21 protein-coding genes are annotated in these 19,402 nt (G+C 55.4%); 11 read left to right on the forward strand and 10 right to left on the reverse strand.

The features are described from left to right. Window positions 1–2 precede the first annotated feature (2 nt). The 9 genes from AC2FFF_RS05190 to AC2FFF_RS05230 form a co-directional block, all read right to left on the reverse strand. Window positions 3–1,328, reverse strand: a complete 1,326-nt coding sequence (locus AC2FFF_RS05190; RefSeq protein ID WP_281972436.1) for a c-type cytochrome — start codon at window positions 1,326–1,328, stop codon at window positions 3–5. After that, window positions 1,312–2,574, reverse strand: coding sequence for a sulfite dehydrogenase (gene soxC, locus AC2FFF_RS05195; protein ID WP_496882880.1), 1,263 nt, complete (start codon window positions 2,572–2,574; stop codon window positions 1,312–1,314). The genes AC2FFF_RS05190 and soxC overlap by 17 nt, the downstream gene beginning before the upstream one ends. A gap of 24 nt (window positions 2,575–2,598) precedes the next feature. Then, complete coding sequence (gene soxB, locus AC2FFF_RS05200; protein WP_496676314.1) at window positions 2,599–4,296, reverse strand: thiosulfohydrolase SoxB; 1,698 nt, start codon at window positions 4,294–4,296, stop codon at window positions 2,599–2,601. Window positions 4,297–4,383: 87 nt separating this feature from the next. Next, window positions 4,384–5,229 (reverse strand): sulfur oxidation c-type cytochrome SoxA, encoded by an 846-nt coding sequence (gene soxA / locus AC2FFF_RS05205; RefSeq protein ID WP_496676316.1) that lies wholly within the window; start codon window positions 5,227–5,229, stop codon window positions 4,384–4,386. Between the two features lie 70 nt (window positions 5,230–5,299). Continuing rightward, a complete protein-coding gene (gene soxZ, locus AC2FFF_RS05210; protein ID WP_142635848.1) occupies window positions 5,300–5,629 on the reverse strand; it encodes a thiosulfate oxidation carrier complex protein SoxZ in 330 nt (109 codons plus the stop codon). A 34-nt stretch (window positions 5,630–5,663) separates the two neighbouring features. Continuing rightward, window positions 5,664–6,080, reverse strand: coding sequence for a thiosulfate oxidation carrier protein SoxY (gene soxY, locus AC2FFF_RS05215; protein ID WP_142635846.1), 417 nt, complete (start codon window positions 6,078–6,080; stop codon window positions 5,664–5,666). 46 nt (window positions 6,081–6,126) lie between these two features. After that, window positions 6,127–6,603 (reverse strand): sulfur oxidation c-type cytochrome SoxX, encoded by a 477-nt coding sequence (gene soxX, locus AC2FFF_RS05220; protein WP_142635844.1) that lies wholly within the window; start codon window positions 6,601–6,603, stop codon window positions 6,127–6,129. A 131-nt stretch (window positions 6,604–6,734) separates the two neighbouring features. Further along, on the reverse strand, window positions 6,735–7,313 hold the full coding sequence (locus AC2FFF_RS05225; RefSeq protein WP_271948175.1) for a thioredoxin family protein: 579 nt from the start codon (window positions 7,311–7,313) through the stop codon (window positions 6,735–6,737). 14 nt (window positions 7,314–7,327) lie between these two features. Beyond that, window positions 7,328–8,068 carry a cytochrome c biogenesis CcdA family protein gene (locus AC2FFF_RS05230; protein WP_142635840.1) on the reverse strand — a complete coding sequence of 247 codons (741 nt, stop codon included), beginning with the start codon at window positions 8,066–8,068 and terminating at the stop codon, window positions 7,328–7,330. Between the two features lie 80 nt (window positions 8,069–8,148). Here AC2FFF_RS05230 and AC2FFF_RS05235 point away from each other — a divergent pair, with 80 nt between their 5' ends. From AC2FFF_RS05235 to AC2FFF_RS05250, 4 genes are all read left to right on the forward strand, one after another. Further along, window positions 8,149–8,523, forward strand: coding sequence for a hypothetical protein (locus tag AC2FFF_RS05235; RefSeq protein WP_142635838.1), 375 nt, complete (start codon window positions 8,149–8,151; stop codon window positions 8,521–8,523). Window positions 8,524–8,623: 100 nt separating this feature from the next. After that, entirely contained in the window at window positions 8,624–8,932 is a 309-nt protein-coding gene (locus AC2FFF_RS05240) for an ArsR/SmtB family transcription factor (protein ID WP_142635976.1), read from the forward strand. 41 nt (window positions 8,933–8,973) lie between these two features. Further along, window positions 8,974–10,035: a YeeE/YedE family protein gene (locus AC2FFF_RS05245; RefSeq protein ID WP_142635836.1), complete on the forward strand. Its 1,062-nt coding sequence runs from the start codon at window positions 8,974–8,976 to the stop codon at window positions 10,033–10,035. 285 nt (window positions 10,036–10,320) lie between these two features. Beyond that, window positions 10,321–10,857 carry a bacteriocin fulvocin C-related protein gene (locus tag AC2FFF_RS05250; RefSeq protein ID WP_416383912.1) on the forward strand — a complete coding sequence of 179 codons (537 nt, stop codon included), beginning with the start codon at window positions 10,321–10,323 and terminating at the stop codon, window positions 10,855–10,857. Window positions 10,858–10,914: 57 nt separating this feature from the next. On the opposite strand, the gene AC2FFF_RS05255 is transcribed toward AC2FFF_RS05250, so the two are convergent. Further along, window positions 10,915–11,448, reverse strand: coding sequence for a ZrgA family zinc uptake protein (locus AC2FFF_RS05255; protein WP_496676332.1), 534 nt, complete (start codon window positions 11,446–11,448; stop codon window positions 10,915–10,917). A 237-nt stretch (window positions 11,449–11,685) separates the two neighbouring features. On the opposite strand from AC2FFF_RS05255, the gene AC2FFF_RS05260 reads away from it, so the two are divergent. The 7 genes from AC2FFF_RS05260 to speA all read left to right on the forward strand — a co-directional run bounded on the left by AC2FFF_RS05260 (window position 11,686) and on the right by speA (window position 19,398). Further along, on the forward strand, window positions 11,686–12,957 hold the full coding sequence (locus AC2FFF_RS05260) for an imelysin family protein (RefSeq protein ID WP_281972441.1): 1,272 nt from the start codon (window positions 11,686–11,688) through the stop codon (window positions 12,955–12,957). Window positions 12,958–13,085: 128 nt separating this feature from the next. Next, window positions 13,086–13,379 (forward strand): (2Fe-2S)-binding protein, encoded by a 294-nt coding sequence (locus AC2FFF_RS05265; RefSeq protein WP_142635828.1) that lies wholly within the window; start codon window positions 13,086–13,088, stop codon window positions 13,377–13,379. Beyond that, entirely contained in the window at window positions 13,327–13,812 is a 486-nt protein-coding gene (bfr, locus tag AC2FFF_RS05270) for a bacterioferritin (protein ID WP_142635826.1), read from the forward strand. Before AC2FFF_RS05265 ends, bfr begins: the two co-directional genes overlap by 53 nt. Further along, window positions 13,772–15,313 (forward strand): di-heme oxidoreductase family protein, encoded by a 1,542-nt coding sequence (locus AC2FFF_RS05275; RefSeq protein WP_496882881.1) that lies wholly within the window; start codon window positions 13,772–13,774, stop codon window positions 15,311–15,313. Before bfr ends, AC2FFF_RS05275 begins: the two co-directional genes overlap by 41 nt. Then, the gene (locus tag AC2FFF_RS05280) at window positions 15,313–16,323 is read left to right on the forward strand and encodes an imelysin family protein (protein ID WP_142635821.1); all 1,011 of its coding nucleotides are present in this window, start codon (window positions 15,313–15,315) and stop codon (window positions 16,321–16,323) included. The genes AC2FFF_RS05275 and AC2FFF_RS05280 overlap by 1 nt, the downstream gene beginning before the upstream one ends. 3 nt (window positions 16,324–16,326) lie before the next feature. After that, window positions 16,327–17,409, forward strand: coding sequence for a DUF1513 domain-containing protein (locus AC2FFF_RS05285; RefSeq protein WP_142635819.1), 1,083 nt, complete (start codon window positions 16,327–16,329; stop codon window positions 17,407–17,409). A gap of 99 nt (window positions 17,410–17,508) precedes the next feature. Continuing rightward, a complete protein-coding gene (gene speA, locus AC2FFF_RS05290) occupies window positions 17,509–19,398 on the forward strand; it encodes a biosynthetic arginine decarboxylase (protein WP_281972444.1) in 1,890 nt (629 codons plus the stop codon). Window positions 19,399–19,402: the final 4 nt, after the last annotated feature.

Below are 19,402 nucleotides of genomic sequence, written 5' to 3' on the forward strand. Positions count from 1 at the left end.
CGTCAACTTCCAAACGTCTTAAGATAGATGATCAAAGCTTCGATATCGTCCTGTTTTCTAAGACCTGCAAAAGACATCCTTGTGCCTTTCATGTATTCCTTGGGCTTCGTAAGAAAGGCAGTCATTTCTTCATCGGTCCAGACTAGTCCTGCCTCCGCAGACGCCTGCATCGCTTTGGAGTATTTGAAGCCCTCGACCGATCCAGCATTAGCTCCGATTACCCCGTTCAGAGCAGGCCCAGTGCTGTGCTTTGCACCTTCACCAATTTGATGGCAGGATTTACACTTCTTAAAGACTTTCTCTCCTGCAGCAGCCAGTTCTGTAACCTCGTCTGTCACTTCGGTTTCTTGAGCGGCCGGTATGGCTGCGGCCTCTTCATCAGGCTTTGGCGCTGCAGTTGGAATGAACGAGGGGCCTTCTGCCGAAAACGTCGGCAACTCATCCGGGCTGGCATTATTCATGACCGAGTTCGAACCACCCTCCGCGGGAGTCTCAACCAGAAAAACAGAACGCATCGTGACGGCGGTCTCTGCCTTGCAGTTTTCCATGCAAGGCTCTTCGCGCCATTCAGTGTATTCGGTCTCGGGTCGTACATCGACTACGAAACCGTCCATATTGTACATTTTGAACTCGGAGAAGTTTTCGTTGTTCAGCTCGAAATCGTCATCCACCAAATCATTGGAGTAGAGGATGTATGCGACAATTGCGTAGGTCTCATCCGCTGTCAGCGTGCCCGCTTCACCAAAGGGCATTGAGCGGGAAATGTAATCCCAGGCAGTCGACAAATGTGGCCAATATGACCCAACGGTTTTTACAGGATCTTCGTCTGCAAGCGTGTCAAACCCACCGGCCAGAACAGGCCAGTTATCGGCACCTTCAGCAAATTCACCGTGGCATGACGCACAGCGGGCGACAAACACCTCTTCTCCGGTCCAGACGTCGCCTGAACCTACGGGTAGGCCACGCCCATCAGGCAAGACGTCAACGTCCCAGGCCGCAATCTCTTCCTTCAGTGCCGACCGCCCAAGCCCAAGGCTGCCCTCGCGGAAGGGCGCGGTAGCGGTCAAGTTCGCACCATTGGCGACCCGTTCTGCCGCCGCAGCCTGGATTTCTTCGACTTTGATCTCCAGTTCGGCTGCTCGTTTGGATTCTGCTTCCGCATTCTCCTGGGCAACTGCTGCATGCGCCTCAACCTGCCCTATCCGGGTCTCCAATGTCTCAATCTTCGAGTGGCCGTAATTCCGGTTCGCGAAAGACACAGCTACCGCAAGCACCAACGCCGTTCCGCCAAATACGGGCAGGAAAACATGACTAAGAGACTTCAACATTCTCGGCGATCCCTTCTGCGCTCACGTACCAAGTCTGGATACAGTTGTTGTGGTAGACCGAGTTTTCTCCGCGTTTTTCACGCAACTGGTCTTTGGTTGGTTGCACATAACCGGTCTCGTCTATTGCCCGGGCCTGCAAGAGCATTGGCGCCCCGTCCCAGTTCGTATCGAGATAGAAACGTGTAAGAGCCTTGGTGTCGCCCTGCTTACCAAGACGCGCTGTCTCCCATGTGATCCCACCGTCCTTTGACACATCGACCCGTGTAATTTGTCCGTGGCCTGACCAGGCAAGCCCGGAAATGACCAGCGGACCCGGTCCGTGTTTGATCGGCATTTGCGGGCTGGGTGAGGTGATGACAGATTTAGCATCCATCACCCAAGTCCATTTCTGGGCCGTGCCATCGACGTAAACATCGGTGTATTTTGATGTTTCTTCGCGGCTTTCGACCGCCAAATCGACAACCTCGATCCGGCGCAGCCACTTGACCCACATGTTGCCTTCCCAACCCGGCACCACGAGACGCACAGGGTACCCATGCTCCATCCGCAGCGCTTCGCCATTCGCCTTGAATGCAACCAAAACGTCATCCAGCGCTTTTTCCATCGGGATAGAACGGCCATTGGACGACGCATCTGCGCCCTCAACATAGACCCATTTTTCAGGTGAGATGTCGGCACCTGCTTCCTGCAACAGCGCGCGCAGCGGAACACCGGTGTATTCCATGTTGTGAATCATGCCATGAGTAAATTGGACGCCGTTGAGTTGCGCACCAGCCCACTCCATACCTGTGTTCGCCGCACATTCGCAGAAATACACGTGGTTTTCGCGCGGGAACCGCTCAATGTCTTCGTATGTAAAGACAAGCGGGCGATCAACCAGCCCGTTGATCATCAGGCGGTAGTCCTCCTTGCGCAGCTCGATCGCGCCTGAATGGTGACGCTCAAAGGCGCATCCCTGCGGAGTGATCGTGCCATCGAGCGCGTGGATCGGCGTGAAGTTGATCGACGAAATCGGAGAGGCGGTCAGCCATTCCACATTGCGGCGCACGACATGGGATTCAAAGCTGATCGGCATGCCATAAGGAGTCTCATCAACACCTGCCCCCGTATAAGATGCCCAATCCTGAAGCTCTGTTATCAGTGGGTCGGGTGTTTCTGCCGCTGCCGCACCTGCAACGGATCCTGCGGCGACCGCGGCACTGCCTTTCAGGAAGGCCCGGCGGGACGGTTTGAACGCGTCATCCATATCTCTTAGGTCTCCATCGGTTTCTTAAGCGCCGATTACTTCGACACTGGTGTTCTCTTGCACCGTTACGGTGCCAAGGTTGCGAACATGGTTTTCGACGACATCCCAAATCGGCGGGCCCTCGGTGCCTTCGTTGACGCTGGCCCAACCGGCCACGACATAGGACTTGGCCGGGTCGATCGCCTCACCGGTTTTCAACAGCGTCATGTCGCTGATCCTCTGCCCCTGCGGCTTGGTTACGTCGATCCGATAACCCAACCCGCCAACGCGGACCATGTCGCCACCCTGCTGGTAATAGGGGTCGGGATTGAACAGATTGTCGCCGACATCTTCCAGGATGACATGGATGAACTCCCCGGTCATTTCTGTGCGATAGGCGTTCGGATAGGACATCGAGGTGACGTTCCAAATATCCTCTCGCGTTATTTCTTGCCCCGGCAGGATTGACGGCCCCCAACGGACGCCGGGCGACATTGCGATATCTGCCTCACGCTCATTGATCAGAGCATCGCAGATCAGGTCATCCCAAGTGCCGTTGAAGTTGCCGCGGCGGTACAGCAACGAGTCCGTTTTGCCGATCACCTCACTCAGCGCCGCCTCATAAGGCGCGCGCTGATCATTTATCAGAGCAGTGATCGCAGGATCTGGTGCAATAACATCAGAGAAAATCGGGATAAGCTTGTGCTTTAGCCCCATCATCTGCCCATCGCGCACGTCGAGATCTACACGGCTGACGAATTTGCCGTTCGATCCAGAGGCGATGATATGCGTTTCACCCACCAGAACCGGCTCGGGCAGCGCGTCATGGGTGTGGCCACTGAGGATAACGTCTATCCCCTGAACACGACCCGCCATCTTCTTATCCACATCAAAGCCGTTATGGCTTAGGACAACAACGACATCGGCGCCGGCATCGCGAACTTCGTCCACCATTTCCTGCATGTTCTCATCCCGGATCCCGAACGAGTATTCGGGGAACATCCATCCCGGATTTGCAATCGGCATGTAAGGGAAGGCCTGTCCGATCACCGCAATCTTGGAACCGCCCCGATCAAAGAACTTGTAGGGTTTGAACATCTCTGCGGGTTCATCCCATTCCGCATCAAAAATGTTCTGCCCCAAGGCGGCAAAAGGCAAACCTTCGACAATCTCATTGACCCGATCACTGCCCAACGTGAACTCCCAATGGAAAGTCATCGCATCGGGTTTCAGCGCATTCATGACGTTGACCATGTCCTGACCGGCCGTCTGATAGCAGGTGTAAGAACCGTGCCAAGTATCACCCCCGTCAAGAAGCAACGCATCAGGACGGTCCGCTCGAATGGCGTTGATGACAGTTGAGACCCGATCCAAGCCACCCACCCGACCGTAGGTCTTGGCCAGTGACTCAAAATCGGTGTAGGTCAGCGCATAGGCCGACGGGCTTCCATCTTCTATCCCGTATGCCTTGCGGAACGCGGCGCCAGTAACATGCGGCATCTGTCCTCTTGCATCGCCAATACCAAGATTGACTTCGGGTTCACGGAAATAAATTGGTTTGAGTTGCGCGTGAATGTCGGTGACATGAATCAGGCTGATATTGCCAAAGGTCTCGAACTCTAGCAGTTGATCCTGCGTTAGACTTTGCTGCGCAGCAAGCTTGGCCCAGTTGCCAAACCCGGACGCTCCGAACAGAGCCGAGGCCGCCATTGAAACCTGCAAGAAGTCACGTCGAGAAATCATCTATCAGCTTTCCTTTTACACATATATATGTGTGAATGTTATATAAGTGAAAAACCCGCTCCGGGCATTGCCCAGGCGGGTCATTCGTTATTGACGTACAGCTGGGGTTTCGACTGAAAGCCCGTTGCCACGCGAAGCGACATAGAGCTCCAGTGCCCGGAACTCGTCCGACCCTTCGGCAAAGGTTTCCGCACGCGTATCGCGAATACAACCGCGGAACCGATTGTGGCGCGAGATCAGTTTGGCCTGCTTCAAACGATAGGTAGGGAATCCATTTATCATCCCCTGGCTCAGGTGATCCGCTCGGATCATATTGCCCCAGTTTTCTTCATGACAGTTGGCGCAGCTCAGTTCCAACTGACCGTAGCGGGTATAATAGATTTCCTTGCCCTCTTGCCAGAATGGCGCGGCATTACCATCAATAGCAACGTTCATGGGCATCCCGCGTGACTGCAGACCGATCAATGCGACCATACCCTGCATGTCACCACCAGACCATTTCCAGGCATCGGCCTCCATGCGATCGGTACGGCACTTGTTGATCAGATCTTCCATAACCACCAGCTCGCCGCTTTCAGCATCGACCTTGGGCATGGACGCCTGCAGTCCTTTGAAGCTTTCCACTCCATCATGGCACGAGGCACAACTTTCACCTGCAGCACCATCAACTGCCTCATAGAGGTCGGCTGCCTGATCGACGAAGATCATTGCCGGATTGTCAAAATCATCAATCTGCAGTGCCTGAGTTTCATCTGTGCGGAAATGCCAACCCGAATAGATCGTGTCCAAATTCTCCAGATGCGCCGAGGCCTCGGTGACCGAGGTCATATTCAGCTCGTCATTGATCACAAGATTATCTTCGTCCGGTCCAGCCATTGCTGCCACTGGGAAAGCCAGAACAGCCGCGATCGCCGTAAGTGCCTTGGTATTCATTACGTTCCTCCCTTGGTGGGCCAGCGCCAGAAATCACAACCAGCGCTAGCCTTCCTTAGTGGTCGAGCCGTCAGGCGATCTCGATCGTTTTCTTCTCGTCGTAAACTGAGCCATCATCATCGTACCAGGTGAAGACAAACTCACCGGCCTCGGGCACGGTTGCTTCGAACTGGAAGTACGGATTTGTCGAAATCGCAGGCTCCATAGTCACATCAATCACCATTTCACCGTTAAACTCGCAGGTGAAACGGTTGATGATCGAACGCGGGATGACGTTGCCTTCTTTATCCTTGCGCTGGCCGCTTTCCATCTTGTGGCTGATCAGTGTCTTGATCGTAACAGCTTCGCCAGCAGCGGCTGTCTTTGGAACCTTGACGCGGGGCTTTACACCGGATGCCATTGGTTAATCTCCTGTTCTTCAGGGCGCGTGGCGATTAACCGCCGCACCCTCCGATTGTCACTTTTACGGTCGCGGACGCTTTGGCAAAACTGCCATCTGCCATCTTCGCCACGGCAATGACATCCTGCGTTCCGGCAAGACGGATGCGGGTTGAAGCGGCTTGTTCAGCAGCCAGCGGGCCGAAATTGAACGTTGCCACGCCCGGTTCGGGGTTGCCTGCGGCCACGATCAGAATTGCAGCTGCGCCCGGAGCACTGACTTCGATTGGTACCGTGTTTCCGTTTTCCGCGATTTCCGGTGCCGTCAGTGTAACACCGCCATCAGCCACATCTGCCCCGCCTGAAAATGCGGAGATCGCATCTTCAGCAGCTGCATTCGCTCGTAGCGGCATAATTGTCAGGAACGCGGCGCCCAGCCCAAGGGCCAGAGTCTCGCGGCGAGAGAGTTCCATTTTCAATCTCCTTTGAATCTTCGAAAAGTCACGCCAGAAGGCGAGATTATTCCTCTTTCAGTGTCGCTAGAAACGCGACCACGTCCTCGATTTCCTGTGCAGTCAGGATCGTCGTTAAAGGCGCCGTTGGCGCTTTGCCCGTATAGGCATCGCCTGGACGGATATATCCGTCATCCTTGTAGAACGCCGGCATTACCGTGCCTTCGAACGTCATTTTCGCGTTTGCGACTAAACCGCGAAGCTCTGCTTCGGTCCAACGATCACCGGCGCCATCCAGCATCGGGCCAACCTCACCATGGAACGGAATGTCCGCCAAAGCTGAGACCGCGTGGCAGGCCACGCAATTACCTTTGGACTTGTCGCCAACGATGAGTGCGCCATTTGCCGCGTCCCCATTAACATCGGTCAGAGAGACCTCGATTGCACCATAGTCGTCATAGGGTACGTCTTTCGGACTTGTCTCTTCGGCAAATGCGGCAACGCCCATCATAGCGGATGCCAGTGTTAAGAGTCTCAGCTTCATGATCCCTCCCATTTGCTACCGCGCCTGTGGCGCTTTGCGACCCAAAGACTTTGTGCACCGTAGTCGACGAACATGGTTTATCGCAACATCAAATTCATCATAATGAATTTTTTTATCTGTAACGCCCAATCTCACTCCTGCGAAATATTGTTTCGCTCCTGAATGCGCCGCGCGTGATACCTTTGGAAATCTTCGCCATTATCAAGTTCATATCGCTTCTGATCGACCCAGGTGAAAAGGTCTAAGGTTGTTCCCTTGGAGAATGCTCCCGGCATTACAGCAACGGCAGCATCGATGGCTGAGGCATCCTCGGGCACCTCTTCCGGCAGAAATACAAGCGTTGGGGTAAACAGAATCCCCCATTTGCGCATCAGCGCTCTCTGCTCATTCTCTTCTCCGTCAAAATCAGTGGCCGTGGTGCTTCCATGCAAATCCAGCTGGACGACAAAAAAGTTCTCTTCGATAAACGCCGCCATGTCGGGCTGTGGGAAAACCTCTTCGTGCATCTTTTTACAGTAGATGCAGCCCCGTTGTTCAATGAACAAAACCAACCGCTTACCTTCACCTGACGCTTCTTCAAGATCCTCGCGAAGATCTTTGAACGTGTCACGCATCCACGGTGTTTTATGCAATCCATCGTCGCCCAGATCAGCAGCAGAGACTGCAGCCCCTATCATGCATGCGATCAAAACTGACAAAGTGCGTTTCATGTCTTCCTCCCGGATTAACCTATGGCCGCAAGCCAGGGCATATAGTCCAGCATCCATTGTGCGATGTGATTGATCGAGTTGGTTGCGATCAGGACCCCGAACAGGATCAACAGCCCCCCCATTGCCATTTCGATCTGCGGCAAGTGCTTCCTGAACCGCACCATCCATTGCATGAAGGGGCGAACCAAAAAGGCCGCCAGAACAAACGGTGCAGTCATTCCAACCCCGTAAACGAACAGAAGCCCCGCGCCCCGCCAAGCCGTTTCGGTTCCGGCCGCTGTAAACAGGATTGCAGCGAGCACCGGCCCAACACAGGGCGTCCAGCCAAAAGCAAATGCCAATCCAAGTACATATGCCCCAGTGAGGCTCACGTTTGATGTCTCGCCAATATCTGCACGTAACTGCCGATACAGGAACCCGATGCGAATTAACCCCAGGAAATGCAGGCCCATCGCTATGATGATGGCTGCAGCAATCCAACGCAGAATATCGAAGTATTCTCGTACCAGCTGACCAAATATCGAAGCCGTGGCCCCGAGAGCCATAAAGATGGTTATAATTCCAGCCGCAAATGCGATTGCAGCAAGCGTTGCCCGGCGGCGAACCTCGCTGGAAATGGCGGATGTCGCTGTAATCTGCTCCATCCCGACACCCGCCAGATAACTGAGGTAAAACGGCACAATTGGCAGGATGCAGGGCGACAGAAAGGACAAAAGTCCGGCGACCAAAGCTCCTGCAAATGTAATGTCGAGCATGGTCAAACCTGTCCTGGCGCGCTATCATTCACACATTCAAAATTATAAAGATATGTCACTGCGGTCAATCGGAGCTTTGGATGCGCCACCTAATCCTACGTTTGCTTGCGATCACGTTGCTTGTTTTTCCCATGGCTTTACGGGCAGAAATGACACTTCTGATGGCAGAAGAAGATGGGTGCATGTGGTGCGCCCGCTGGGACTCCGAAATTTCAGAAATCTACCCTAAGACACCTGAAGGAAATGCCGCACCGCTTCGGCGTGTCGATATCCACGCAGCCATGCCTGACGACATCGCATTGGAACGGCCTCTCTACTACACACCAACCTTTGTTCTGTTGGACAATGGCCGAGAGGTCGGACGAATCGAAGGCTATCCCGGTGAAGACTTTTTCTGGGGTGTGTTGGGCGTTTTACTGCGTGACGCTGGGATACTAATTGAGACCTCTGGATAAACTGCGGTATATTACATAAACTGTTTTGAATGCGTGAAGCCATGAAAGCGAGGCGATCTTGTTGGACAAATCTTCGAACCTGCCTGTGTTCTCCAAGGACATGTGCGCCGAAGACATGGACAGAATGATGGAGAATGCTCAGACCGCGTCAAATTTCCTCAAGGCAATCAGCCATGAGGGGCGCCTGATGATTTTGTGTTATCTGTCGTCAGGGGAAAAATCGGTCACGCAGATGGAGGAAATGCTCTCAGCGCGTCAAGCCGCGGTATCTCAACAACTCTCCCGCTTGCGCTTCGAGGGCTTGGTGAAGACACGACGCGAGGGGAAAACGATCTACTACAGATTGGCTGATGATCGTTCGACCCAAATCCTGGAAGTCGTTTACGACCTTTTCTGCAGGGAGAAGTAGAAGCCGGTCAGAAAGCCGCCAGCTTTGGGAGGAGACTGGCAATGCTTGAAGCATTGGGAGACACAAATACCGTTGCTCTGATCGGTTTGATTGGTGGCATCGTATTGGGATTGGCCGCACGCATCGGCCGTTTTTGCACGTTGGGTGCAATCGAAGACTACCTTTACGCAGATGATGACCGGCGGCTGCGCATGTGGGCAATGGCAATCGGTGTTGCGATTGTCGGCAGCCACACCGCTATGGCGTTGGGGGGACTTGACCCTGTCGGAACAAGGTATCTTGCGCAGACCTGGAACCCCCTCGGTTCGATCGTGGGGGGCCTCATGTTCGGGTACGGAATGGCCATCTGCGGTAACTGCGGCTATGGTGCGCTGGCAAGGCTGGGAGGTGGTGACCTTCGATCATTCGTTATTGTTTTGATCATGGGTCTTTCCGCTTATGTCGTAATGTCCGGACCCCTCGCCTATCTCCGGGTATGGATATTTCCAGAGGAAATGGATCTCAATGGCCCCCAGAGCATTAGCTTTCTTGCCGAACGGTTGACCTCTATTCCAGCTTGGCTCATTGGCTCTGTTATCGGTGTGGCTTTGGTGTTTTTTGCTTTGGCAAGCCATCGCTTCCGCCGCACTCCGGCACAGGTGTTTTGGGGGTCTGTAGTTGGACTGGCAATCGTTTCGGGCTGGCTTGGCACGAATTGGGTTGCAACACATGGTTTCGATGGTGAGCCGGTGCAAACCCATACCTTCGCGGCACCCCTGGGTGACACAATATTCTACCTTATGACTGCGTCCGGAAACACTTTGTCCTTTGCGGTCGGATCAGTCTCCGGCGTTCTCATTGGCGCGTTTCTGGGGTCGTGGTCTAAGGGCCATTTCCGATGGGAAGCATGCGAAGATCCACGTGAACTCAAGCGACAAATGCTGGGCGCTGCGATTATGGGTCCAGGTGCGATCATCGCGGTTGGTTGCAGCGTCGGTCAAGGCATATCTGCATTCTCACTTCTGGCCTACAGCGCGCCCGTAACATTCGCTGCAATCTTTGCAGGCGCAGCACTTGGATTGAGACAGCTCGTGTCTGGATTGTCCTTCATAACTGAGCGTTGAGTTCACAGTTCAAATCAGCGGGAATCCGGGTTTGCACCGGTGCAGCTGATGCGCTGCACCAAGACCTAAAGAAACCCGGTTAATTTGTGATGGTGCTGGCGACTCTGCCATCACAAAAGCAAGCCAAAACGCTCTCTTTCCGACTTTGTCCTCGATCTCGCTTCTAAGGACATACCAAGGCTTATCGAGCCCTTGCTTCAGCCTGTTCTCTGCGCCCTCAGAAGGTCGTGACAAACGCGCAAACGAAAAATGTGTTATGATGGCCCCTTAGAAAAGGGGGCTACTATGTACAATCCCGTATCATCTATCTCAAAATTTCGGATCGGCTTGTCGGCTTTGAACATCGCCGAACAGAAGTCAATTTTTGACTGCCTTCCCGCCACTGTTCAGGCGGCAGTGTGGCAAGACCGGCTTAGTGAAGGCATTGCGGCACTGTCTGACAGGTCTCAGTGCCGGTTACTTTCCGAGCTACAGGATTTACTCAATCCTGACTGCTACTCCGAAGACAAAGCGAACCATACGGCCACTTCTCGTCTTGAGGAGTTGTCGCCCGTGATCGAGAAGGTTTTTCCAGATCACTCGGTGTTTCATAAATATACGCAGCAACTCGGCGACAATGCTTGCGAAAGCCCGATTATCGAAATTGCCAAAGGCGCGCCGCCTACCTGCACATGTTCGTCTTCGAGATCCTGTATGTGGTGGCACAATGATTGTGGGGCAATGCAGGAATGTCTTGCCGGTGGGTGCAAGAAGACTAACGTTGGATGCGGGGTCCTGTGGCTTCAGACATGCGATGGCCTTTGCACTGGGAACTGGTGCTGAAGAACGCAGGAAAGCTCTACCTATTCTGGCAGCAAAGCTATTGCTTTCTTTGCCGAATTACAGGCCTGTGTTGAGGTCTAAATCAGGCGCGTCGCGCGTCACGGTGTGGCGATCAACTTTCCCGGATTTTTCGATCTGAACAATCAGAGATTCAGCACGTTGAAAGCGGTCAAAATAGGGAAAGGTGACGTGGTCCAGATGCGTCATGTCCTGGCACTGCATCTGATAGTCTGCCCTGAATTCGGTATGCACATTTGATCCGTTGTCTACGACCGGTCCCAACCCTTCACCAGACAGGGTGACATTGGCCGAGACAGTGAAACACCCCGCCTCTTCAGACAAACTGAACAGATCAAGGGGGTTGGACAATTCAGAAATGGCTCCGGCGACCGAGGCCTGATCGCCTTCGGTTTCCGCTGGGCCTTCGAACCCCAGGACGTCAAGACCAGGAACCACAAGGGAAATTGAAATCCCGGCTTCCGAAAAGGAAACCGCCAATCGTCCCTGCCCATGCTCGTGCTGATTTGCAACCTGAGACTGAGGCAACGCGTTTACCGGGAAAAGCGTTAATACAAACACTAAGAACTTCATGACCAAGGAACCATCTGAAAAGAATCAACTAAGCGACTCTAAACTGAAAAAACATTCGCGCAATCGCGTCACGATACACCAAAGCCCACTAGAATTGGGTAGGAATGAGCTATTTTCGCTCACAATTTACCTGACTATAAAACTCAGGTTGACTTAGTTGACTATTTCTATCAGTTATTTGGTCGAGCGTCGCATCGCGCGAACCCATTGTTATCTGACAAGAAAGACTACCCCCCAATGAATACCCCCCTGATCCTGACAAGCGCCATGGCTCTGATGACCGCCACCTCTGCTTTTGCAACCGAGACCCCCTCGAAAGCAGATGTTCTGAATACTTACGCCAATATCGCCGAGGCGAAGTACGATGACAGCCTGATTGCAGCCAAATCGCTGCAGCGCGCCGTGACCGCGCTGATTTCCGATCCAAACGACGCAACACTAAATGCCGCCCGTTCCGCTTGGATTGCGGCCCGCGTCCCTTATCAGCAGACCGAGGTTTATCGGTTCGGAAATGCGATCGTTGATGATTGGGAAGGTAAAGTGAACGCATGGCCCCTGGATGAGGGCTTGATCGACTATGTAGACACCACCTACGGCGGCCCGAGCGACGAGAATGAGTTCGCCGCATTGAACGTCATCGCCAACCCAAGCTTTGAACTTTCAGGCGAACCAATCGATGCCAACGACATCACCCCGGAACTGCTGTCGGGCACCTTGCACGAAGCAGACGGGATCGAGGCCAACGTCGCCACTGGTTACCACGCGATTGAGTTCCTGTTGTGGGGCCAGGACCTGAACGGCCACGGTGAAGGCGCGGGTAGCCGTCCATGGACGGACTATGCCCAAGGTGATGCCTGCACCGGCGGCAACTGTGACCGTCGCGCCCAGTACCTTGAGGCCGTGACTGAACTGCTGGTCACCGATTTGGAATGGATGGCGACCCAGTGGCAGGACGGAGGCGCGGCCCGAACCTCCCTGACCGAAAATGAGAGCGCAGGAATAAGCGCGATCCTCACCGGAATGGGCTCGCTGTCCTATGGTGAGCAGGCCGGTGAGCGGATGCGTCTTGGCTTGATGTTGAACGATCCCGAGGAAGAGCATGACTGCTTCTCGGACAACACACATAACAGCCACTACTATGATGGTCTTGGCATTCAGAACGTCTATTTGGGCAGCTATACCCGCATCGACGGAACTCCTGTCAGCGGCGCATCGCTTTCGGACTTGGTGATTGCCTCCGACCCATCGCTGGACGCCGAGATGAAGCTGAAGCTGGCCAACACGATGCAGGCGCTGGGTCGGATCAAATCCACAGCCGAGGCCGGGTTCGCCTATGACCAGATGCTGGAACGCGGCAACGAAGGTGGCGAAGTTTTGATCATGGGAGGTGTGAACGGGCTGGTGGACCAGACCAAGACAATCGAGCGGATCGTCACCATTCTGGACGTCGATCAGATTGAGTTCGAAGGTTCTGAAAGCCTGGACAACCCGACGGCTGTTTTCCAGTAAACCTAGCGGTTCGGGGGCGGAGGACTATCCCGCCCCCAACTTATTTTCGGCGAACTGACAGTATGCCGCAGGACACGCACTTAATAACTGACTAATATAGTCAGAATACAATCCAGAGCGCCACCTCCATGATCGTCTGCCATTGCACTAAGATCACAGACACCGAGATTCATGCCGCCATCGACTGGATGCGCGTTTCCGACCCTAGGGCAGTCATAACCCCTGGCAAGATCTATCATGCCCTTGGAAAATCAGCGGATTGTGGCGGATGCATGCCGCTTTTCCTAGACACCATGCGCGCCAGCGATAATCTGGAAGTCCCCATGCAGCTTTGTGCATTACGCACCAAGGCATCACAGGAGAGTGTAGATGAAGGGCGATCCCAAAGTCATAGAATACCTCAACAAATCTCTGCGGCATGAATTGACGGCAGTCAGCCAGTATTGGCTGCATTACCGTCTGCAAGAGGATTGGGGCCTGACCCACATGGCAAAGAAAAGCCGTGAGGAAAGCATCGAAGAGATGGGTCATGCCGACAAGCTGATCGAGCGCATAATCTTTCTGGAAGGTCACCCCAACCTGCAGAAACTGGACCCGCTTCGGATTGGACAGACCCCGAAGGAAACTCTGGAATGTGATTTGGCTGCCGAGAATGATGCGCGTGCCCTGTACGTTGAGGCCCGTGAATATTGTCGAGAGGCGGGCGACTACGTCACTATGTCTCTGTTCGAGAACCTGATCAGTGACGAAGAAGGCCATATCGACTTCCTCGAAACACAGCTTGATTTGTACGAAAGGATTGGCGAAGCCAATTATGCGCAACTTAACGCATCGAAAATGGACGAAGGCGAGTAAGCTCTCGCTTGTAGCGGTGGCTGCGATTGCAGCCACCCCGATCCTGTCCGCTGAACTGCAGGATCTGCATCTCAACTTCCAACCCAGAACCGAAGATGAAAAGGCCCGGATCGCGGATGTGATCGCCGCGCCCACGGATTTCGACGCCGCGCAACGGTTCGAGGACCTGCCCGCCGGTGCCGCAACCGTAAGGGCACGTCAGGACGCAGATGCATTTTCGCAACCTTCGGGCAATCTGAAATTCGAACAGGAACTGGATTTCAAGGTCGGCAACGGGCTGTTCAAGAAAATCTGGGTGTCTTCGCCTTCCTCGACCCTGGCCTCGGACGGCTTGGGGCCATTGTACAACGCGCGCTCTTGCCAACGGTGTCACATCAAGGACGGGCGCGGCCACACACCAAATGGGCCCTATGACGGGGCTGTTTCGATGTTCCTTCGGGTCTCAATCCCCGGTGGCGGCACAATCGATGAAATCGCGGACTACATCGCCACTCAGCCCGAACCCAATTACGGCGGGCAGATGCAGGATCTGGCCCTCGCGGGCCACCCCGCCGAGTACCGGCTGGACATCACCTATGAAAACCTTCCTGTCGCGCTATCAGACGGCGAAACGGTCATTCTCCGCAGCCCGACCTATACCGCGGCGGATCTTGGATATGGCCCGCTGCACCCCGAGGCGATGCTGAGCCCGCGCGTGGCCCCACAGATGATCGGTCTGGGATTGCTTGAAGCGATTCCGGTCGCGGACCTGCTGGCAAAGGCCGACCCGGACGACGCGGATGGCGATGGTATTTCCGGCCGCCCCAACATCGTTTGGTCAACCGAATACGGTGAACCGATGATGGGCCGGTTCGGCCACAAAGCCGGGATGCCTACGATAATGGAGCAGTCTGCTGCAGCTTTTGCAGGGGATATCGGCATCTCAAGCCCGCTTTACCCTGCTGGCCATGGGGAGTGTACGGAATTGCAGGTGGATTGCGTTGGCGCGCCCCATGGGGACAACGATGACCGCGTGTTTGAAATCGACCAACTGGGCATGGACCTCGTTGCGTTTTACAGCCGCAATCTGGGCGTACCCGCGCGGCGCGATATCGGTGACCCGCAGGTCCTGCACGGCAAGCAGGTGTTCTTCGATACCGGCTGCGCCTCGTGCCACACGCCATCCTATGTCACCCATCGGATGGACGACCGGCCCGAGCACAGTTTTCAGCTGATCTGGCCCTATACGGATCTTCTGCTGCATGACATGGGCGATGGTCTGGCCGACAACCGACCCGAAGCACGCGCAACAGGCCGGGAATGGCGCACACCCCCGCTTTGGGGGGTCGGCCTGACGGGGCAGGTCTCTGGCCACACACAATTTCTGCATGACGGGCGGGCGCAGTCGCTGTTGGAAGCTATTTTGTGGCACGGTGGAGAGGCACAATCGGCGCGCGACACCGTTGTGTCTATGCCAAAACCCGACCGCGACGCTTTGATCCGCTTTCTGGAGAGCCTCTGATGCGTGCCCTCGGCCTGGCCATTGCCCTTATTCTGCCCCTGTCAGCCTTGGCGCAAAATCCCAGCCAGATCCTGACAGATGTTGTTGAAGGGCACATTCTTCCCGGATACGCACAGCTATCTGACGCAACAGCTGCGCTGGATGCGGCAGCGCAGGCGGATTGCACAGCCGTTTCACCGAACCTTCGTGCAGCCTATCACCTGGCATTCGACCGCTGGGTCAAGGTAAGCCACTTGCGCTTTGGCCCCTCCGAGGTCGATGACCGCGCATTTGCGATGGCATTCTGGCCAGACACAAAAGGGTTTACACCCAAAACCCTATCCGGCCTGATTGCCACCCAAGACGCGGTGGTTGACACCCCCGAGGCTTATGCCGAGGCTTCGATCGCGGGACGCGGGTTTCTTGCACTTGAATTGATGCTATTCGACCCAGCCCTCGCGGATCAGGGTGACAGGGCCTATCGATGCGCTTTGATCCGGGCGATTGCTGCAGATATAAACCGCAATGCGAAGGCGATGGACCACGACTGGCAACCTTTCTCTGCCAACCTGACCATGCCCGGCGGAGATAGTCCTTACCGGTCTGCTGATGAGGCCATGCAGGAACTTTACAAAGCTCTGATCACCGGATTGGAATTCACTGCCGAAACACGCCTTGGACGCCCCATGGGCACCCTAGAGCGCCCCCGTCCCAATCGGGCCGAAGCGCGCAGGTCTGAACGGTCACTACGCCAGGTCGAACTGTCATTGATCACGCTGCGCGATCTGGCCACCGGGCTGTCCGCAGATCATCCGCAGATTGCCGCTGATTTGGATAATGCGTTCGACAAGGCTATCATCCGCACGCGTGAGTTAGACGGCCCTACACTGGCCGGTGTCTCGACACCTTCGGGTCGGATACGGGTCGAAGCCTTGCAGCAGATGATCAACGACATCCTCACGATTGCAGCAACCGAGCTGGGCCCGACCTTGGGTATCAGTGCCGGATTCAATTCGCTGGACGGGGACTAAGCCATGACAAGCCGCCGTCAATTCCTTGCGGGCCTGGCTGCAGCTAGCCTTGCCCCAACACAAGGTTGGTCGACTGTCGGCGCGCCAGATTTCCTGGCGGCGGCGCTGTTTCCGGACGGCACCTATCGGCTGGCGGGCCTGAGTTCTGAAGGCGGTATCTTATTCTCTCTCCCCCTGCCGGCGCGCGGCCATGCCGCTGCGGCGCATCCCTTGCGCGCGCAAGCCGTGGCTTTCGCCCGCCGCCCTGGCACCTTTGGCGTGGTGATCGATTGCAAGAGCGGAACCCAAACCGCACGGATGGATGCTCCCAAAGGCCGCCATTTCTATGGCCATGGCGTGTTTTCCCGGGATGGAACCCATCTGTTCACCACCGAAAACGACTATGAGGCCGGTGAGGGTGTGATTGGCGTTTGGGACTCGGAGGACTACACGCGGTTGGGCGAGTTTTCTTCGGGCGGGGTCGGGCCGCATGATATGCGGATCATGCCGGATGGAGAAACTCTGATCATCGCAAATGGCGGCATTGAAACACATCCTGAAATGGGCCGAACCAAGCTGAATCTGCCCATCATGCAACCGCGCCTAAGTTATCTGAGTCTGTCAGGCTCGGTCCTGGAACAGATAGAGCTGCCCCGGACACTGCATAAAAATTCGATCCGGCACCTTGCCGTTCGATCCGACGGTCTGGTTGGGTTTGCAATGCAATGGCAGGGCAACAGGTTAACCCACCCGCCTTTGCTGGGACTGCACAAAAGAGGCGAGGCTCCGCGCCTGCTTGCAGCCCCGGAATCGGTGCAAAGTGCCTTGCAGGGTTACGCTGGCAGCATTGCTTTTGCCGGGGACGGCAAAACCATCGCCATCACCTGCCCTCGCGGCAACAATTTGCTCCGGTTCGACAGCTTGACCGGTCGACTTAACGACACGACCCCGCTTGAGGATGTCTGCGGCCTGGGTGCCGGGCCTTCCGGTTTTGTCTTCACCACAGGCACCGGGCTGGTCGGAGCGCTTACTGCCAAGGCCCGCATTTCCGCCCGACCGGATTGTCAGTGGGATAACCATCTGGTTCCCGTTGGTCTGCCTGTATAAATTCGGAAATACCCGTCACATAGATTACACTTGGACGAATCGAATTGCTGCCGTATTGGCGGGCGCGAAGCAGGCACCCTAGGTTAAGGACAGACTTGATTGAAACAGACGCCCGACGCACCGCATTCCATCTACGGGGTTGAGAAATGGGGCAAAGACCTCATCGAGGTGACGGAAGACGGCGAAATCGGTCTGCGCAATCCCCTTGCACCAGAGACTGCTGCTATCAGCCTGCCCGGTATTCTGCGTGATCTGGACGATCGCGGCATCAAGGCTCCGATGATCCTGCGCGTCAGCTCCTATCTGGAGCACGAGATTGTCCATATTAACGAAAGCTTTGCAGAGGCGATTGCCCGGGTTGGGTACAAAAGCAGCTATCGCGGTGTCTTTCCGATCAAGGTCAACCAACAGGCTCAGGTGGTCGACCGGATCGTCGAGTTTGGGAAGAAGTACAATTATGGCCTTGAGGCTGGCTCGAAACCGGAACTTGTGGTCGCGCTTGCCCATCGTCTGGCCAATGAGGCGCTGATCGTCTGCAACGGCGTCAAGGATGCCGAGTTTATCCAGCTGGCCATCCTCAGCCGCAAAATCGGGTTCAATACGGTGATCGTGCTGGAAAGCCCGAAAGAGGCCGACACGGTGATCGAAGTCTATAACCAACTGGGCATCGAACCGCTGATCGGCGTACGGGTTAAACTGACCAACCAGATCAGCGGAAAATGGGAAGAAAGCTCGGGCGACCGTTCCGCCTTTGGCATGAACACCGATCAACTGGTCGCCACGGTGGACAAGCTGAAGGCCGCCGGATTGCTGCACTGCCTGAAGCTGCAGCACTCGCATCTTGGATCGCAGGTGCAGGACGTCAATGACGTGCGCCGCGCCGTGGGTGAGGCCTGCCGATACTATACCGAACTGACCCGCGAAGGCGTACCGCTGACCCATCTGGACCTGGGTGGCGGCATGGGCGTAGATTACACGGGCGAAAAGAAAGCCGCCGAAAACTCGATCAACTACACGGTAGAAGAATACTGCGCCAACGTGGTCGAAACCGTGGCCTATGCCATGGATGAAGCCGAGGTCAAGCACCCCACATTGGTCACCGAAAGCGGGCGCGCTATCGTTGCGACCTCATCCATGCTGGTGTTCAACGTGCTGGAAAGCACGCTTTATGACGCGCCAGACGGCCCTGAGGTCGAGGCGGATGATCATCACTTAGTCTCGGACCTTGCCGCCGTGCACGGATACCTCTCCAGCGACCGCCTTCAGGAATGCTGGAACGACGCCACTTTTTATCGCAACGAGCTGCGCGCCCTGTTCCGCCGCGGATATATCGACCTGCGCCAGATGGCGCGCGCCGAACGCATTTATCTGTCATTGATGGCCCGCCTCAAGGCGTTGGCTGCCAGTGATGAGCTCGACACGGATGTCGACGAACAGTTGGAAAAAGTGGCTGATATCTATCACTGCAACTTCTCACTGTTCCAATCGCTGCCCGACGTCTGGGCCATTGACCAGCTACACCCGATCGTGCCGCTGCAGGGTCTGAACGAAACGCCCGACCGCCGCGCGGTGCTGTCCGATATCACTTGCGACAGCGACGGCAAGATCGACCGGTTTATTCTGGCCGACGGTGTCTCGCCCAGCCTGCCAGTGCATTCCCTGCCCGAGAATGACGAATACTTCATGGGCGTCTTCTTTGTTGGTGCTTATCAGGAAACGCTAGGCGATCTGCACAACCTGTTCGGCGACACCAACGTGGTTACCATCGACCTGCGCTCCGATGGCGGTTTCGATCTGCTGCACGAGCAAGAGGGCGACACCATTGGTCAGGTCCTGTCCTATGTCGAGTTTGATCCGGCCGACTGTGTCGCCGCCTTCCGCAAAATGGTGGACGAGGCGATCTCGACCGGTACTCTGCTGGCCAAAGACCGCAAAACCCTGATGAGCGCATATCGCGACTCGATCAATGGCTACACCTATTACGAATAACCCC

Source organism: Ruegeria sp. YTSA226 (assembly GCF_059609905.1).

Bases quoted from the DNA above. Each gene is read 5' to 3' on its own strand.
- AC2FFF_RS05190 (WP_281972436.1), bottom strand. From the start codon at position 1,328: ATGTTGAAGTCTCTTAGTCATGTTTTCCTGCCCGTATTTGGCGGAACG.
- soxC (WP_496882880.1), bottom strand. From the start codon at position 2,574: ATGGATGACGCGTTCAAACCGTCCCGCCGGGCCTTCCTGAAAGGCAGT.
- soxB (WP_496676314.1), bottom strand. From the start codon at position 4,296: ATGATTTCTCGACGTGACTTCTTGCAGGTTTCAATGGCGGCCTCGGCT.
- soxA (WP_496676316.1), bottom strand. From the start codon at position 5,229: ATGAATACCAAGGCACTTACGGCGATCGCGGCTGTTCTGGCTTTCCCA.
- soxZ (WP_142635848.1), bottom strand. From the start codon at position 5,629: ATGGCATCCGGTGTAAAGCCCCGCGTCAAGGTTCCAAAGACAGCCGCT.
- soxY (WP_142635846.1), bottom strand. From the start codon at position 6,080: ATGGAACTCTCTCGCCGCGAGACTCTGGCCCTTGGGCTGGGCGCCGCG.
- soxX (WP_142635844.1), bottom strand. From the start codon at position 6,603: ATGAAGCTGAGACTCTTAACACTGGCATCCGCTATGATGGGCGTTGCC.
- AC2FFF_RS05225 (WP_271948175.1), bottom strand. From the start codon at position 7,313: ATGAAACGCACTTTGTCAGTTTTGATCGCATGCATGATAGGGGCTGCA.
- AC2FFF_RS05230 (WP_142635840.1), bottom strand. From the start codon at position 8,068: ATGCTCGACATTACATTTGCAGGAGCTTTGGTCGCCGGACTTTTGTCC.
- AC2FFF_RS05235 (WP_142635838.1), top strand. From the start codon at position 8,149: ATGCGCCACCTAATCCTACGTTTGCTTGCGATCACGTTGCTTGTTTTT.
- AC2FFF_RS05240 (WP_142635976.1), top strand. From the start codon at position 8,624: ATGTGCGCCGAAGACATGGACAGAATGATGGAGAATGCTCAGACCGCG.
- AC2FFF_RS05245 (WP_142635836.1), top strand. From the start codon at position 8,974: ATGCTTGAAGCATTGGGAGACACAAATACCGTTGCTCTGATCGGTTTG.
- AC2FFF_RS05250 (WP_416383912.1), top strand. From the start codon at position 10,321: ATGTACAATCCCGTATCATCTATCTCAAAATTTCGGATCGGCTTGTCG.
- AC2FFF_RS05255 (WP_496676332.1), bottom strand. From the start codon at position 11,448: ATGAAGTTCTTAGTGTTTGTATTAACGCTTTTCCCGGTAAACGCGTTG.
- AC2FFF_RS05260 (WP_281972441.1), top strand. From the start codon at position 11,686: ATGAATACCCCCCTGATCCTGACAAGCGCCATGGCTCTGATGACCGCC.
- AC2FFF_RS05265 (WP_142635828.1), top strand. From the start codon at position 13,086: ATGATCGTCTGCCATTGCACTAAGATCACAGACACCGAGATTCATGCC.
- bfr (WP_142635826.1), top strand. From the start codon at position 13,327: ATGAAGGGCGATCCCAAAGTCATAGAATACCTCAACAAATCTCTGCGG.
- AC2FFF_RS05275 (WP_496882881.1), top strand. From the start codon at position 13,772: ATGCGCAACTTAACGCATCGAAAATGGACGAAGGCGAGTAAGCTCTCG.
- AC2FFF_RS05280 (WP_142635821.1), top strand. From the start codon at position 15,313: ATGCGTGCCCTCGGCCTGGCCATTGCCCTTATTCTGCCCCTGTCAGCC.
- AC2FFF_RS05285 (WP_142635819.1), top strand. From the start codon at position 16,327: ATGACAAGCCGCCGTCAATTCCTTGCGGGCCTGGCTGCAGCTAGCCTT.